The 12,484-nt window shown below is 58.0% G+C and carries 13 protein-coding genes and 1 pseudogene; 2 read left to right on the top strand and 12 right to left on the bottom strand.

The genetic code is table 11. The features are described from left to right. Nucleotides 1–61 precede the first annotated feature (61 nt). The 7 genes and pseudogenes from F3J20_RS24185 to F3J20_RS24150 all read right to left on the bottom strand — a co-directional run bounded on the left by F3J20_RS24185 (nucleotide 62) and on the right by F3J20_RS24150 (nucleotide 4,853). Nucleotides 62–1,402, bottom strand: coding sequence for an MFS transporter (locus F3J20_RS24185; protein ID WP_167284737.1), 1,341 nt, complete (start codon nucleotides 1,400–1,402; stop codon nucleotides 62–64). Between the two features lie 400 nt (nucleotides 1,403–1,802). After that, nucleotides 1,803–2,744: a LysR substrate-binding domain-containing protein gene (locus tag F3J20_RS24180; RefSeq protein ID WP_240162890.1), complete on the bottom strand. Its 942-nt coding sequence runs from the start codon at nucleotides 2,742–2,744 to the stop codon at nucleotides 1,803–1,805. A 143-nt stretch (nucleotides 2,745–2,887) separates the two neighbouring features. Continuing rightward, nucleotides 2,888–3,123, bottom strand: a pseudogene (locus F3J20_RS24175) (ISKra4 family transposase); the annotation flags it as partial. A gap of 38 nt (nucleotides 3,124–3,161) precedes the next feature. Next, nucleotides 3,162–3,338, bottom strand: a complete 177-nt coding sequence (locus F3J20_RS24170) for a hypothetical protein (RefSeq protein WP_167284735.1) — start codon at nucleotides 3,336–3,338, stop codon at nucleotides 3,162–3,164. A 275-nt stretch (nucleotides 3,339–3,613) separates the two neighbouring features. Next, a complete protein-coding gene (locus F3J20_RS24160) occupies nucleotides 3,614–3,934 on the bottom strand; it encodes a hypothetical protein (protein WP_167284734.1) in 321 nt (106 codons plus the stop codon). Between the two features lie 108 nt (nucleotides 3,935–4,042). After that, the gene (locus F3J20_RS24155) at nucleotides 4,043–4,417 is read right to left on the bottom strand and encodes a hypothetical protein (protein ID WP_167284733.1); all 375 of its coding nucleotides are present in this window, start codon (nucleotides 4,415–4,417) and stop codon (nucleotides 4,043–4,045) included. 46 nt (nucleotides 4,418–4,463) lie between these two features. Then, nucleotides 4,464–4,853 carry a hypothetical protein gene (locus tag F3J20_RS24150; protein ID WP_167284732.1) on the bottom strand — a complete coding sequence of 130 codons (390 nt, stop codon included), beginning with the start codon at nucleotides 4,851–4,853 and terminating at the stop codon, nucleotides 4,464–4,466. Nucleotides 4,854–5,965: 1,112 nt separating this feature from the next. Here F3J20_RS24150 and F3J20_RS32235 point away from each other — a divergent pair. Together F3J20_RS32235 and F3J20_RS24145 are read left to right on the top strand one after the other, a co-directional pair. After that, on the top strand, nucleotides 5,966–6,277 hold the full coding sequence (locus tag F3J20_RS32235; RefSeq protein WP_240162889.1) for an integrase arm-type DNA-binding domain-containing protein: 312 nt from the start codon (nucleotides 5,966–5,968) through the stop codon (nucleotides 6,275–6,277). Beyond that, nucleotides 6,216–7,196, top strand: a complete 981-nt coding sequence (locus F3J20_RS24145; RefSeq protein ID WP_240162891.1) for a site-specific integrase — start codon at nucleotides 6,216–6,218, stop codon at nucleotides 7,194–7,196. The genes F3J20_RS32235 and F3J20_RS24145 overlap by 62 nt, the downstream gene beginning before the upstream one ends. 214 nt (nucleotides 7,197–7,410) lie before the next feature. On the opposite strand, the gene F3J20_RS24140 is transcribed toward F3J20_RS24145, so the two are convergent. The 5 genes from F3J20_RS24140 to F3J20_RS24120 form a co-directional block, all read right to left on the bottom strand. Further along, nucleotides 7,411–8,343, bottom strand: coding sequence for a 3-keto-5-aminohexanoate cleavage protein (locus F3J20_RS24140; protein ID WP_167284731.1), 933 nt, complete (start codon nucleotides 8,341–8,343; stop codon nucleotides 7,411–7,413). Nucleotides 8,344–8,397: 54 nt separating this feature from the next. Further along, a complete protein-coding gene (locus tag F3J20_RS24135) occupies nucleotides 8,398–8,913 on the bottom strand; it encodes a carboxymuconolactone decarboxylase family protein (protein WP_167284730.1) in 516 nt (171 codons plus the stop codon). A gap of 55 nt (nucleotides 8,914–8,968) precedes the next feature. After that, entirely contained in the window at nucleotides 8,969–9,775 is an 807-nt protein-coding gene (locus F3J20_RS24130) for an SDR family NAD(P)-dependent oxidoreductase (RefSeq protein WP_167038655.1), read from the bottom strand. A gap of 86 nt (nucleotides 9,776–9,861) precedes the next feature. Next, the gene (locus F3J20_RS24125) at nucleotides 9,862–10,971 is read right to left on the bottom strand and encodes a porin (RefSeq protein ID WP_167284729.1); all 1,110 of its coding nucleotides are present in this window, start codon (nucleotides 10,969–10,971) and stop codon (nucleotides 9,862–9,864) included. A 124-nt stretch (nucleotides 10,972–11,095) separates the two neighbouring features. Then, nucleotides 11,096–12,484 carry an MFS transporter gene (locus F3J20_RS24120; RefSeq protein WP_167284728.1) on the bottom strand — a complete coding sequence of 463 codons (1,389 nt, stop codon included), beginning with the start codon at nucleotides 12,482–12,484 and terminating at the stop codon, nucleotides 11,096–11,098.

Below are 12,484 nucleotides of genomic sequence, written 5' to 3'. Positions count from 1 at the left end.
GACGCGCAGACCCTTCGCTGAGTGATCTAAGGAGACTTCGATACCCGCCAAACAGGTGAGATCAGACTCTTATGCCAGTCACCACAGCTTCAATCTCTTTCTCGTCGATACTGCTGTTTAGATACTGGAACATGAGGAACGCACCGAATGCAGTGACCACGCCACCGATAATGAAGCTTGTTTTAAATGATCCAGTAGCGTCAACCGACCAACCGGTTATGAGCGGAGAAATTGTCGCCCCTATATAACTTGCGAAGTTGATCGATGTTATTGCCGACGCGACTATTCGTTTCGGATAGAGAACCGATCCCGCTGCCCATACAGCAGTGGCGACAACGGAGCACAAACATACAGCGCAAGACCCAAATACGAGCGCGACGACTGCATTTTTTGAGAACGCTACACCAAACGTAGCAATGGCCAACGCGCACATGCCTATGACTATCGGAGTCTTGCAACTGACGAGACGGGTCGCCCCACGCCGCTCCAAGCGGTCTGTCCATAAGCCTCCCAAGAACGACCCAAGGATGCCGCATCCGAACGGAATAGAGGCGTAGATTCCGGTTTTGCCAACAGTCATGTGAAATTCAGTCTCGAGATATAGCGGGAGCCATCCAACGTAAAGCCATATTATCCAGCCCAATGTGAGAGTCCCTATCATCAGCGCCCATGTGGTCTTGAAGAAGTAAAGCGCCTTCCAATGACCAAAGGAGATTGGAACTGATGAGGATTGCGGGGGCTCGCCCTCGGAAATTAACGCCCGCTCATCGTCGGATAGATTTGCCTCGTCGACGTCCCGATACACTGCGAAGTAGATCACAGCGAGAAAGATTCCGACCACTCCCATTGCGACGAACATATAGCGCCACCCGAAATGGAGCATCAATGGCGTGAGCAAGAGCGGCGCAATAAAAGCCCCAACCGACCCTCCTGAAGTGTAGACAGCCAATGCAAGGCCTCGGTTTTTAATAGGGATCCAAGTGGCAATTGCTTTTGCGTTCGCCGGGGCATTTGGCGCTTCCGTTATCCCTAGCAGGAAACGAGAGATGAGCAGCTGTGTAAATCCACTGACGCAGCCGCCCGCGAGTTGAGCGATTGACCACAGGAAAATGGCTACACTGGCAAGCTTTCGCACACCGAGACGGTCGATGAAGTAGCCGGCTGGAATGTTAAATACGGCGTACGCAATCGACCACATAGAGAGCAACGCACCGATTTGTGTTGCCGATAGCCCTAAGTCGGCACGGATGTGGATCGCCGCGATACTGAGCGTCGCACGATCAAGGTTTTTTAAAATACTCGTGATCAGCGCTAGCAGTACAAAGGTGACCTGCATCCTTCTAACGCGCTGGCGCATATGCTGTTCCCTTGTACTACTTGCTTCGCCCTCTATGTAATCCATTATCCGTTTGTCTCCATAATATCGTCCCTCTCGTGTCGCGCGGCCGGCGAGAGGCCACTGCGCATCGGGGTCCGACTTTTGTGTAATGCGAGGTCAGTACACCATCCTGCCAGCCTTTAGCGAGGTGGGTCGCGTGCGGAGTGACGAGTGCATTCGCGGCGTGACAGATAGTGAACTTCTAGTACCTAACAAAGACCGATAGGTGAGCGTTACCGAAACGGTACCAAGAAGTATATGAGCTGCGAGAGAGAAGGGGGAAAGACGACTTTTGGCTACCGGATATAAAGAAACGCTCTATCCGTTGATCACCCAACCCGACGCTTCCCCATGTGGTGAACAACGCGTTCGTCGCTTACGGAGCTTCGTGAAGGTTAGGTTGTTAGGTCTGCTTAGCGTGTGCCTATAAGCGATCCGAGGTATTGTGCGAGATGAGGTGATCAACGCCAACCCACGTGCCAGCGTCTTGTAACTCAGCGACAAGCGCGATCATGATGGCCCGGACTGCGTGAGTTGCGGCCTGTGTAGGCACAGAACTGTTCCAACATAAAGTTCCACACCGGAGAATTTCCGGGTTGACAACCTTTTTAACAGGCGTATCGCTTTTGAGACGACAATTCGCCAAAGTTGCTGCGGGGAAGAACACGCACGCATCTCCTCCTTCCGCTATATTGACTAAGGTAGGTACAGACTCGATCTCCGCAACGATGTTGAGACCGACGTTTGCTTGATCGAACGCCTGCTCAAGAAGCACGCGTAGCCCATTGGTACGTCCCGGAGCTACAATTGGTATCCGGTCCAGAAGTGGAAGCTGACACTCATTGCCATTTACAGCTAGACCACGAAGATGCTGGCCAATCACGTAGAAATTTTCGTTGAACAACGGTTGTCCCGATATGCCAACGCTTTCGGTTCCGTGAAATAAGATTGCAAGATCAACTCTGCCCTCAGTGAGCAATTCATAATTCTTGGAACTCACGTTGTCGTAAATCTGCAATCGAATGTCCGGATACGTGCGTCGAACATGGCGAAACAAGGGAGCTGCCAGAATTGCAGCGACTGACCTAGGAAGCCCGATTGACACTGTACCTGATTCACTACCCATACCCTCCTTCACTTCTTTGCGAATCAGTTCCATGCCCCGTAGTACGTCGCGAGCGAGACGATACAAGGTCTTGCCTGCCTCCGTGGGTACGACCCCTTGGGGACTTCGGATCAGTAATTGCACGCTCAGATCTTTCTCAAGGTTCAGCATATGCTGACTTAGCGAGGGCTGCGCCACGAAGAGACGCTCGGCCGCCCTAGAAAGACTGCTCGAATCGACGATCGAGACGAAATATTTCAACTGCCTTACATCCATAGATACCTCAAGTGTTGCGGTGACCACCGTATCCCGATGAATGAATACACTTCAGACATCAAGTATTTCACAGGCGAACTCCCATGGCCATCAATGGTGCTGTGTTTAGCGGAAAGGCCTGCTAGGAGACCACGCCAAGCCAGACGGGCGCCGCAATTCAGAAACACGCGCATCCGAGCGATCGCTTAGCGGCCTGGACGTCGATCATCGAACGCTGCAACCGGCCCAGCAGCGCCTTTGCCTTCTCAAGACGCAAGTCGAGCGAACCCGCATCGCATACATCCCGTTCGAAGCGAGCGATCTCCGTAATGTTCGCCCACTCGTCGACTTCGGTCTGAACCACAATCTGCACGCGGATTTGCATCGCAGCCTCCCGCTCCGCGCGTCGAGCGGGCGATGAGTTTACCGCGCAAGAATCTGCAGCCGCTCATTCGCTGCACACCAGTCGAAACCCCGCTCCAGCCAGACCTGCCATTCGTCGGCCTCAACGCGTAGATCGTTCACGTCAATCTGGCCCCCAAGCAACGTCTCGATCCACCTGAAAAATGCGTGCTCGCCACGAACTTCCAGTGCGTTCATGTATCTCTCGAGGCCTCCGACGTCTTCTGGCTGGCAACGCCCGAAATGCTCGACGCAGCAGGTAGCGACCTTGACCGCTGGTTGCACGTGCACCGCTCGACGCGCACGTCATGAAGCCATGACGAGATGAAGTCGTACAGGTAGGTAAAGCGCCCATGTTCGTACAGGCCAAACGCCGCCAGTGGAAGGGCATCTGGGCCACCGAAGAACTGAAGCGCACCGTGGCGATGGCCACCATAACGCCGTCCGCGAACGATGAACGATGGAGGTGTTCGTTATCCCAGCCCATCGCGAATTGCATGATCTGATCCAGTTGCGCAATCGTGATTTGCTCGGGAATCAACACTCGACACCAGATCGGCGGCCCGACGTCGCGTAGGCTGATTCGCAGTTAGAGGACGAAAGGCAGATCGGTTCACCTTATCGATCACGTGCTCAATGTCTTTTTGATCAGGGACGGCCAACTGGCCCACGATCTCGACATGGCGAAGCTGGATAGGACGATGCACGGTCTTGTGCTCACCCGGAACACCACCACACAACGCAGCAGCGCCAAGACTCGCAGCCTTTGGGACCGCGATCAGCGTCTCTTCCATTATCGCTTCCGTCTTATGATATGAATTCTCAAACTATGCTGCTGATGGAGCAGTACCGGAGAGTTTCCAAGCCATGTCTCATGACCATATCGTGATTGGGCAACTCGACTACTTCCAAGTGAGTCTATCGACAGATGGGCCGGTTTCAAAATATGAGATCACGATACCGCCATCATGAAAAACTATGATTAGATATGGACGCTGGAGTGTCGCGGACAAATAGTCATGGTGCTCGTACAGGATGTCTGCCAGGCCGTTGCCGATGTAGGGCACGAAGGCTCTGCCTAGCTCGGCCGCCGGCACCGCAAATTCAGCGTTGTGGCGCGGCAGGTACACTCGTTCGAGATACGCATTGACCTGCGGCATGTCGGTGATGCCGGCCTTGGCGAGTTCGCGGGGAAGCGTTCCTGATGCGTGCCGAAGGCGCGCTCGGAGCACCCGCGCGCTTCCTCGCGAATACGCCGCGATGTGTTCGATGCCCAACTGCGTGAGCGCTCGACCGAACTGCGTCGAGTGATCGGGATCGACCTTACCGCCGGCCTCGGGCGTATGGAAATAGTGGCCGCCGCGGTCCAGTGTAGAGCGCGCAGAACAGACCGTGGCGGGCGATGGTCTGGCCCACGCCGTGGAAGCTGGATGCCGTGCCTTCTTCTTCGCAGAAAAACATCGACAGGTGCTCGCCAGTCGCATCGTCCAGCATCACCACCAAGTCCCAGTCGTGTCCGGCCACCCATTCATGGCGGCTGGCGTCCTGATGGATCAGCATGCCCAGCAGCGGCGCTCGATCGCGCTTCTTGCCGTGCTTGCCGCGCGCTTTCGCCCGCTTGACAGTGCAGGCCTGCTGCAAATAGTTCTTCACCCACGTGGAACTACGCGTGCCGCCGTGCTCGCGTCGATACCAGTTGTAGAAATGCCGCACGTTCCAGCCCGGGTAGTCACGTCGGTAAAACTGACCAACTGCGTGATCTCATCCACCGGGGCGCATCGGGGCGACACCTGCTCTAACCGCTTGTTGAGCAAGCCGTCCAGCCCCTAGGCCTCGTAACGTCCGATCTGCCAACGAAACGTCCGCTCGCACACGCCCAGCAAGCACGCCGCTTCCTCCTGCGTCAGACGCCTGTCTTGCCAGTCTGCATAGACCTCTTCGAATCTCATCTTCCGGGTTTCCTGTAGCAACCTTGCCCGGCTCATGGGTACCTTCATCCCCCATCCAAAAACCGGACACATTACGTGCTACTCAACCGGACAATTCATTTGCTCGCGACAGATATGGGAGTTGGAGTCGGAGGTAAGAGTTCGGTACGGTATAAAAGAGGTAGTCCAAAATCAAGCCAGTCGTTACAGTTGCGGACTCATCCATCCGCCAGCAGTGTTGGCTCAGCCGGTGTCGCGACTTTCCGGGGTGGCTACTGCCGGCGGCCAGATATCGGCTAAATCGCACCGCTAGACGGACTTGATTTCGGTAGCGCAGACTTCAATCTCGGGCTAGCTGCAATGCGGTACACCCACTCAATAATTTCCTCCCCCACGAAAGCTGCCTTTTAACCCGGGATCGCCTGTTGGCCGAAGACGGAGGGTTGAGTAGACAGCGAGAAGCACGCCGACATCGGCGCTTCAAGCATTCGTGGAACCAGGGTTCGTCACGGTCACAGCTCATGTAACACACACGTTCGTTGCGTATAAGCAACAATGAAATTGGGCCGCAACGCGAACTCGCCGCCGTCCCAGTAGGCTCGATTTTTGTAACGGCTACGCATAGGTCTGTAAGCGACGATGTAGTACATCAGCTAGTACATTCCTCCACGGAATTCGAATAAAAATCTTTTAATACAGTTATTTACAAGAATGAAGCGAGTCCTCTCCTGGGCACCAACGGTTGTTCCGGCGTAAGCCGCAGTAGTTCGAGAAACCCCGTAAGATTAAAGTCTTACGGGGTTTTTTGTTTCCGTGGACAGCCGTCATATACCGGTGGCATCGGCGATTTTTGCGTACACTCTTTCTTGCGTATACACGGAATCGAGGTACCGAGCGATGCCCAAACACGCCGAACCGAAGTCCGAAGTAGTGTTTCGCGTCGCCAAACCGCGCGAACGCCCTTACCTGCTCTCGGACGGTAACGGGCTTGCCCCGCGCATCTGGCCGGACGGAAGCAAAACGTGGCTGCTCCGTTATCGTCGCCCGAGTACGGGAAAGGAGAACTTTCTCAGTCTTGGTCCCTATCCCGAAGTTACACTCGTCGACGCGCGCAAGTCAGCTGCGATTACGCGTAGTCTCGTGCGTGATGGTACTGATCCGGTCGAGCATCGCAGATGCCGAGGCCGCTGCACGCAAACGGATCGCTGAAGGAGCGTTCGGTCTCGTCGCGGAGAATTGGCTCGCGTTCAAGCGCAAGGAGTGGGCCGACGAGACTTACCGCAAAGCGGAGTTCGTAGTTCGGCAATACCTGATCCCGCCATTACGCAGCAAGCCCATTTCGACGCTCGCGACGTCGGAAGTCAAACCGGTGTTGGAAGCAATAGCGGCGCATGCCCCCAATCTCGCAACGAAGGCTCGCCAATACGTCGGCGGCATCGTGACGTATGCGATCCACCATAGCCTGCGAGACGACGGTGTTCCGTTGTCGCTGCGCGGCGTCATCCCGCGACACGAGAAAGGCCACATCCCGGCGATTACGAAACCCACCGAGATCGCCTCGCTAGTGCAAGCCATCAATACCTACAAGTCGCCGATTACCAGGGCCGCACTGAAACTGACCATGCTCACGAGCTTACGCCCCGGCGTGGTCGCATCTGCACCGTGGGACGAAATTGACCTGAAAGCGGGCGAATGGCATGTTCTGGCCGTGCGGATGAAGATGCGCCACGACCATATTATTGTGCCTCTACCCAAGCAAGCGGTTGCGTTGCTCGGCGAATTGCAGTCGCTTACAGGCCGCGGACACTATGTGTTTCCGTCTCCGGCTCGTCAGAAGACTCCGCATTTACATCGCGACGCGTTAAGCAAGGCCCTGCGCGAGATGGGTTTCCAGGGAAAACACGCTACTCATGGGTTCCGCGGCATGCTGCGGACCGTTGGCCGGGAGCAACTCGGCATCGACATCGATGTTCTCGAAGCGCAACTCGCACACGCGAAACGAGGCGACGTGCAGAAGGCCTATGACAGGACAACTTTCGACGACAATCGTCGCCGCGTGATGCAGGAGTGGGCGGACTATATCGACGGGCTATGCAGAACAACGCCAGCCGGTGGCGCAGTCGATTGAAACTGCTGTTCCGTCACCCTCCAGATTTGTCCTCCCTGCCCCCGCTTGCCGTAAAACTACTCAACCCGACACGGCCCTCCGCTACGTTTGCCACGATCCGGTGCCACATGCATCAGTGACTTGCCCTTCTGCACGACTAACCGATTCACATCCGCGAGATTTGCACCAGATCCCTGCCGTGCGAGCGGCTCCTGAACGTCGCCGATAGCGCGATCTAGAACCGAACGTTGTCCGAGCCTTTGAGCCCCAGCATCGCCCGCGCTTCGTCCGGCGTTGCCACATCGAGCGCAAGCCCTGCCAAAATCTTGCACACCTGCTCAACCTGAGAAGCGTTGCTTTTCGCGAGTTCGCCGGGGGCGATCCAAAGCGAGTCCTCAAGCCCCACGCGCACGCAGGATGCCTGAGCCGCGCCGATCGCGGCGAGGCGCATCTGGTTGCGTCCCGCACCGAGAATGGACCATACGTAGTCGGCGCCAAACAGCCGGTCGGCCGTCCGCTTCATATGCGCAAGGTCTTCGGGATGCGAGCCGATCCCGCCAAGCAGCCCGAAAACGCTCTGCACGAAGAATGGCGGTTTGACGAGCCCGCGATCGACGAAATGCGCGAGATTGTAGAGGTGCGATGTGTCATAGCACTCGAACTCGAAACGCGTACCCTGCGCACTGCATGAGGTGAGAACCGTTTCGATATCGGCGAACGTGTTGCGAAAGACCAGATCGCGGCTTTTCTCGAGATGCTCGCGCTCCCATGCGTGATCGAATTGCGCATATCGGTCCAGCATCGGATACAGCCCGAAATTCATCGACCCCATGTTCAGCGAGGCCAGTTCCGGCGCGAAGTGCAGCGCTGGCCTCAGGCGCTCCTGCACGCTCATGTGCGGACTGCCGCCGGTCGTAATGTTGACGACCACGTTGGAGCGTCGCCGGATCTCGCCCAGAAACGCACCGAATGCTTCAGGGTCCTGAGTCGGCCGCCCGTCGGCGGGGTTCCTTGCATGAAGGTGGACGATCGATGCGCCCGCTTCGGCAGCGTCCACCGCCGCCTGCGCGATCTGCTCAGCAGTAACGGGCAGATACGGCGACATCGTGGGCGTATGAATGGATCCCGTGACCGCGCAGGTAATGATGACCTTCTTTGAATGATTCATGGATGTTCTTCCAGACAGTTTCGTCGTAAAGCGATATCGATGCGCGCGAGCACGCTAATCGTCGTGATCCACATGGAGCGCTTCGAGAAACCTCGACACCAGGTTGTATGCTCCGACCGTCGCGGTCACTTCGACAAGTTCCCGATCATCAAAGTGACGCCGTACAGCCGCGAAGATGTCGTCCGGCACGTGCACGTTTTTCGTCATCGAGTCGCAGTAGGCGAGCACCGCCCGGTCGCGGTCGTCGAATCCGTTCAGACGGCCCATTCGCAACGCGTCGATTTCTTCCTCGCTCACGCCAACGGACAGCGCAATAGGACGATGCTGCTGGAATTCGTAGTCGGCGTCGTTGATGACCGCGATACGCATGATGATCATCTCGCGTACCCGCGCGGGCAGCGAAGAACGCTGGCGAATCGCGGTCAGGAACGAGAGCCAGCCCTCGCAAACGGGCGGGCTGTGCAGCAGCATGGAATAGAGATTGAGCATCCGGCCGCGCTCGGCGACGATGCGATCGACCAGCGGCGCGATTTCACCGGCGCTGAGATCGGGATAGGGAATGCGTGCCATGGAAACTCCGTATTGAGTTGCAGAAAGGGGCGAAATGCGCAAGCGCCGTTTCGCGTCAGTCGCAGCGCGCGCTCATGCCGCCGTCTACGACGATTTCGGTGCCCGTGATGAAACGGGCCTCGTCCGACGCGAGAAACAGCGCGGCGTTGGCCGTGTCCCGGCCATCGCCCATGAATGGCATCGGGATGCGTGCCTTACGCTTGCTCAGCAGCAATTCAACATCGCCGCCGGTCTGGTTGCGGGCGACCGTCGTGTCGACCAGCGGCGTATGCAGCAGCCCTGGCACCACCGAGTTCACGCGGATATTTTTTTGCGCGTACTCGACCGCCACGACACGCGTCATCTGGATCACGCCGGCTTTGGCTGCCGCATAACCGACCTGCGCAGCGCCCGTCCAGCGAATGCCCGACGTCGAAGCGATATTGACGATCACGCCGGCGCCCTGCTGCTCCATCACCGGCAACACGTGCCGGCACATCAGGTAGGTTGTCGTCAGGTTCAGCTCCAGTTGCTTTTCCCACTGCGCCTCGCTCAGCTGCACAGGCCCCCCTGGCGCCGGCGCCCCCACGTTGTTCACGAGCACGTCGATGCGGCCCAGGCGCGCCGTGCTTTGCGCGACGAGTTGGGCGATCGCCCCGCTGTCGGTCACGTCGCACTCGTATGGCGTGACCTGCCCTCCCGACTGCCGGATCAGCTCCAGCGTCTCATCCATCGATGCGAGGTCGCGATCGATCGCGACGACATGCGCGCCCTCGGCGGCAAACCGTACAGCGATTGCGCGCCCATTGCCCCATCCGGGTCCGATGCATCCAGCGCCCGTGACGAGCGCGATCTTGCCTTCCAGCCTTCCTGCCGAGTTCATTGCGTTTCCTCCAAACTAGCTGCGCTTGCGTAAAACAGAAATGCTGTGCTTCGCGAACGAGAAGCCGCGTACGCACGCATATCCGGTCAGAATCGGTGAATCATCCCAAGCACGCCTTCAAACAGCGAGTTGTAGCCGTTAAAAGACTGGGTAAATCCGCTGGTCGACGCCAGCTTCGTCCACTGGCCGCTCAGGTGGTTGTAGTTGAATCCGGTATAGAGGTCCGTCCGCTTGGAGACGTGATAGAACAGAATGGGGCCGGTGGTAATTCTCGCGCCCTCGCCTGCCGCGTGATGCAAGATATCGACGTAGACCGCATCGCGAATTTCCCATGCCGGGCTGAACCGGTACGCTGCGCCCAGCGACATCGAATCGTTCCGGTAATCCGCCGGATAAACATGGCTGTAAATATATTGCGCGTACAGTGCGGCGTTGCTGAGCGTCCAGGTCGCGCCGGCCATGAAAATCTTTTGCAAGCTTTGTGGAATGGCAATGCCGAAATACGTGTTCCCGTACCCGCTATTCGCCGGTACTTCGCCGCCGATGTCGTTGACGATCTGGTACGCGACGCCCACGCTGAGCGCGCCGTTGTCATAGCCGACACTCACCGCCGGCGACGAATTGCGATGGATGTCACCGGCCACGCCGCCAAACGTGTAAGCCCCGTTCAGCCTGAATCCGTGAAAGTTGTCCGAGCTGTACTGCACGGTGTTGTCGAGCCGCGCGCCGCCCACCAGCCCGGCCGCCTGGAACCCCCAGGTCGCCGCATAGTTGGCGAATGCGAATGTGTCGTGCGACGCACCCATTAAATAGGCGAGCAGATATTGCCTGCCGAACGTCAGCGTGCCCCAGCCCGTTTTCGACAGCCCGACAAAGGCTTGCCGCCCGAATATGCGGGTTTGCCCGCTCGGCGTGGGAAACGCCATGGCGCCCGTATTCGCAATGAAGCCCGACTCCAGCGTGAAGATGGCCTTCGTCCCGGCGCCCAGATCTTCGACGCCGCGCAATCCCCAGCGGCTCCCCAAAATCGCACCGCCCGTACCCATCGTGATGTTGTGACCACCGGACGGCGTCTGATGGTTGTCGTACCGGATCGCTTCGTCAATCAACCCGTAAAGCGTGACCGACGACTGGCTCCACGCGCTCGAAGCATAAAGACTCAATGCCACTGCCCCGATCATGTAACGTATTTTCATGGCAACGCCCTGCCTCCGATGATCTGTTCCGCTACGGTGGTTCATGCCATCTTTTAAGTTCGCATGACTAAATAATCTATACTCTGAACCCCACCGAATCCGCACTACCGTCGCTCTTTAGCGCTCAGTGACTGACATTGACCGCGCCTTGCTGATCCTGTGCCCCGAAGCTCGCGCCATCGCCCACTGTCTCCTCCAGGCGCAATCCGCTCGTCTCGATTTTCAGTAGCCAGACCATCACCGCCAACAGCAACTGGATGCCCACCACCGACCCGACCACCATGTTCACGCCGCCCACCGTGAAGAGCCAGAGCACGAAGAACTGGCACAGCGCGCTGGCCGCGCGGCCAGCCGTGCCGCAAATGCCGCTGCCACGCAGCCGGTACGGCGTTGCGAACAGCTCCGGCACGTAGGCGCCCTGGCCGACCGCCACCAGAACGTAGATTCCCGCAACGAGACAAAAACCGGCGAACAGCAGCGCCGTGCTCGACGTCGTGTGCTGGTAGGCCAGCCCGATGACGGCCGTTGCGAGCGCCGCGCCAATGATCGCCGGGCGCCGGCCCAACCGGTCCGCAACGAATATGCCGATAATCGTGCCGGCCGGCGCGCCGAGCGACATGACCGTGCTATAGGTCAGCGACTTCACGATATTGAAACCCTGGTGCACGAAAAACGACGGCAGCCAGTTGATCAGCCCGTAGATGCTGTATCCGATCGTCACCATGATCAGTGAGCCGACAATCGTGCGCCACACCACCGGCGTCCTGAAGAGCACGCCGAGCGGCACGGCCTCGGGCTGCACGGGATCTTCGCGCAGGTAGTCGGGCAGAGCATGCTTGCGGGCAACGGAAGATTCGATCGCCTCCAGCACCGCCTGCGCTTCGTCGAAGCGCCCCTGGCTGACGAGCCAGCGCGGCGACTCGGGCATTTTCTTGCGCATCAACCAAACGATGCCGGCGGCCACCCCGGTGACCGCGAACATGTAGCGCCAGCCGAAAGCCGGAATGATCCACAGGCTGGCCAGTGACGCAACAAACACCGCTGAATTCGCAAAAAGGGAAAGCGCGGCCAGCAGCCGGCCGCGATAGCGGGGCGGCACGAACTCAGAGAGCATGGCGTACGAGACGACGATCTCGGCCCCCATGCCAATTCCCATGATGAACCGTAGCGCGATGAGCCAGTACATGCTCGGCGCGAAGGTCGCAGCAATCGACGCGCCACCGAAAATGAGCAGATTGAGCTGATACGAAAAGCGCCGGCCAAAGCGGTCGCCGAGCACACCCGCGCACCACGCGCCCACCGTCAGGCCGGCGAAGGTGAGTGTTGTAAACCAGGCATTCAACTCCAGCGTCGACCAGCCGGATTTGAGCAGCGTGCCGGTGACGACACCGCCCAGATAAACGTCGAACGCATCGAGAAATAACCCGGTTCCGATCAGAAAAAACAGGCGCCAGTGAAAAGCGCTCAGCGGTAATCTGTCGAGCCGCGTCGCGGCATAAACCGTGTTCTGCAT

Source organism: Paraburkholderia sp. Cy-641 (assembly GCF_011752945.1).
GTDB lineage: Bacteria > Pseudomonadota > Gammaproteobacteria > Burkholderiales > Burkholderiaceae > Paraburkholderia.
Note: the sequence above shows the minus strand (reverse complement) of the source record. Positions and strands in the feature narration are given on the sequence as shown.

Coding starts and splice junctions, on each gene's coding strand:
- F3J20_RS24185 (WP_167284737.1), bottom strand. CDS start 1,402: ATGGATTACATAGAGGGCGAAGCAAGTAGTACAAGGGAACAGCATATG.
- F3J20_RS24170 (WP_167284735.1), bottom strand. CDS start 3,338: ATGAACGCACTGGAAGTTCGTGGCGAGCACGCATTTTTCAGGTGGATC.
- F3J20_RS24160 (WP_167284734.1), bottom strand. CDS start 3,934: ATGGAAGAGACGCTGATCGCGGTCCCAAAGGCTGCGAGTCTTGGCGCT.
- F3J20_RS32235 (WP_240162889.1), top strand. CDS start 5,966: ATGCCCAAACACGCCGAACCGAAGTCCGAAGTAGTGTTTCGCGTCGCC.
- F3J20_RS24145 (WP_240162891.1), top strand. CDS start 6,216: ATGGTACTGATCCGGTCGAGCATCGCAGATGCCGAGGCCGCTGCACGC.
- F3J20_RS24140 (WP_167284731.1), bottom strand. CDS start 8,343: ATGAATCATTCAAAGAAGGTCATCATTACCTGCGCGGTCACGGGATCC.
- F3J20_RS24135 (WP_167284730.1), bottom strand. CDS start 8,913: ATGGCACGCATTCCCTATCCCGATCTCAGCGCCGGTGAAATCGCGCCG.
- F3J20_RS24130 (WP_167038655.1), bottom strand. CDS start 9,775: ATGAACTCGGCAGGAAGGCTGGAAGGCAAGATCGCGCTCGTCACGGGC.
- F3J20_RS24125 (WP_167284729.1), bottom strand. CDS start 10,971: ATGAAAATACGTTACATGATCGGGGCAGTGGCATTGAGTCTTTATGCT.
- F3J20_RS24120 (WP_167284728.1), bottom strand. CDS start 12,484: ATGCAGAACACGGTTTATGCCGCGACGCGGCTCGACAGATTACCGCTG.